Origin of the sequence: Streptomyces sp. ID05-39B (assembly GCF_033794725.1) — a bacterium.
In the GTDB taxonomy this organism is placed as follows: domain Bacteria; phylum Actinomycetota; class Actinomycetes; order Streptomycetales; family Streptomycetaceae; genus Streptomyces; species Streptomyces bobili.
Window position 1 is genome coordinate 1 of sequence record NZ_JARGEF010000483.1, and the last position, 1,928, is coordinate 1,928.

The window sequence follows — 1,928 nt, forward strand, 5'->3', positions numbered from 1 at the left end:
GTGGCGGGGGGTGTGGCCTCGGTGGTCATTGGGTTCCCCTGCGGGTGTTGCGGGGGGTGCCGGCAGTGTCGGGGGTGCTGTGGATGAGTCGGGGCTTGGTGTCGTCCAGGTCGCGGTCGAGGCCGGCGATGCGGTGGTACGCCTGCTCGGTCGCGGTGCGGCCGCCGTATGTGACGTCGTCGAAGTCGCGGGCGGCGGAGCGGAGTCGGGCGGTGTGGGCGGGAAGGGTGTGGCCGGCTTCGGCGGCGGCCTCGTCGGCGGTGCGGCCGGGGCGGATGTCGAGAAGGGCACGCTCCTCGAGGGAGCGGACGATGGCGCGCATGCGTTCCTGGACGGCCTTGTTCCAGTGGCCCTGGGCGGCGTGCGCCTCGGCGGTCGAGCGGTGGTCGGCGGCGCTGCGGGGGCGGTCGTCGAACAGGGCGGCCGCGGAGGCGGTTCGGCGGTGGGGGGTGCCGAGGCGCCACCAGAGGGCGGCTACGACGACGGCGACGGCCAGGACGATGACGACCAGGCCCAGCACTCCGCCCGGGGCGGCGGTCGAGGCGGCGCCGAACACGCGGCCGAGCCAGTCCCAGAAGGCGTTCAGGGCGCGCTCGAGCAGGCCGGGGTCGTTCTCGTGGTACAGCCGCTTGGACAGCTCGCGGCGGGCCGCCTCGCGCGCCGGATCGCGGGGGATGGTCACCGGTGGTTCGCCGTCCGAACGTGCCCACGACAGCGGTGAGCCGTCGGCCGTCCGCAGCACGGCGTGCGTGGCACGGTCGGCAGCGCCGGGCAGAACTGTCGTGGCCGGGTCGGCCGTGCCGGGTGGTGACGGCGTGGGCGGGCCTGCCGGTGCCGTGGTGAGGACTCCCCCCACGAGCCTCACCGCATCAGCTCCCCGGGGTGGTGCCGGGGGTTCCGTAGCCCTGGACGCCGGCGGCTCGGGCCAGGTCGAGGTCGAGGGCCTCGCGGCGGATGCGCTGGTCGACGTAGAGGAGCACGGCGACGCCCGCCGTGATCGGGAACGTGATCAGCGAGCCGATGACGGAGCCGATTCCGCTGACGATGAGGTAGGTCCAGCCGAGGTCGGTGTCGGCGTCCGCGAAGGCGCTGAGGCCGCCGGGGCTGACAGCGGCACCGACGAGGGCGAACGGCACGGCGATGATCAGCGCGACGATGTTCGCGATGATCAGGGAGAGGACCTGGATGCCGAAGACCCGCCACCAGGAGCCGCGGACGAGCTTCGCGGACCGGGCCATGGCCTTCCTGATGCCCTGCTTCTCCAGCATCAGCGTGGGCGGGGCGAGGGAGAAGCGGACCAGCAGCGACACCGCGACGACGACCGATCCGATGCTGCCGACGGCCGTGAGGGCATCGCCGGCGGCGCCGCCCAGGAGGGCGCCCGGCAGCACGCAGACGAGCGCGACGACGGTCACCATGACCAGCAGCAGGAGGATCAGGCCGAACAGCTTGAGCAGTTGGGGGCGGGCGTCGCGCCAGGCCTCGCCGGTGGTGACCGGCTTGCCGAGGACGGCGCGGCTGGTGACGGCGGTGAGGAGTGCGGTCGCCGTGATGGTGCCGACCAGGCTCACCAGGAAGATGACACCGGAGCTGAGCAGGACGGAACCCATGGCGTCGAGCTGTTCGTCGACCGTGGCGCTCGCGTCGCCGAGGGCGGTCGTGCTCGCGGAGTCGTCCAGGACCAGGCCTTGCAGGAGGACGACGATGACCTCGATGACGACGGCAACGGTCAGGGAGATGCCCAGGACCGTGCGCCAGTAGGTGCGCATGGTGGACACGGCGCCGTCGAGGATCTCACCCACGCCGAGCGGGCGCAGCGGGATGACGCCCGGCTTGGCCGCGGGCGGAGGGCCGCCCCAGCCACCGCCCCAGCCGCCCGGAGCGCCGTATCCGCCGTAGCCCGTGGGGCCGTGGCCGGGGCCGGTGGG

At 73.7% G+C, this 1,928-nt stretch carries 2 protein-coding genes; both read right to left on the reverse strand.

What is annotated here, in order from left to right; all coding sequences use genetic code 11:
- Nucleotides 1-25: 25 nt before the first annotated feature.
- A complete protein-coding gene (locus P1P75_RS41310; protein WP_319265144.1) occupies nucleotides 26-742 on the reverse strand; it encodes a DUF4129 domain-containing protein in 717 nt (238 codons plus the stop codon).
- 127 nt (nucleotides 743-869) lie between these two features.
- Nucleotides 870-1,928, reverse strand: a 1,059-nt coding sequence (locus P1P75_RS41315; RefSeq protein ID WP_319265141.1) for a hypothetical protein, incomplete at its 5' end; no start/stop codon positions are given.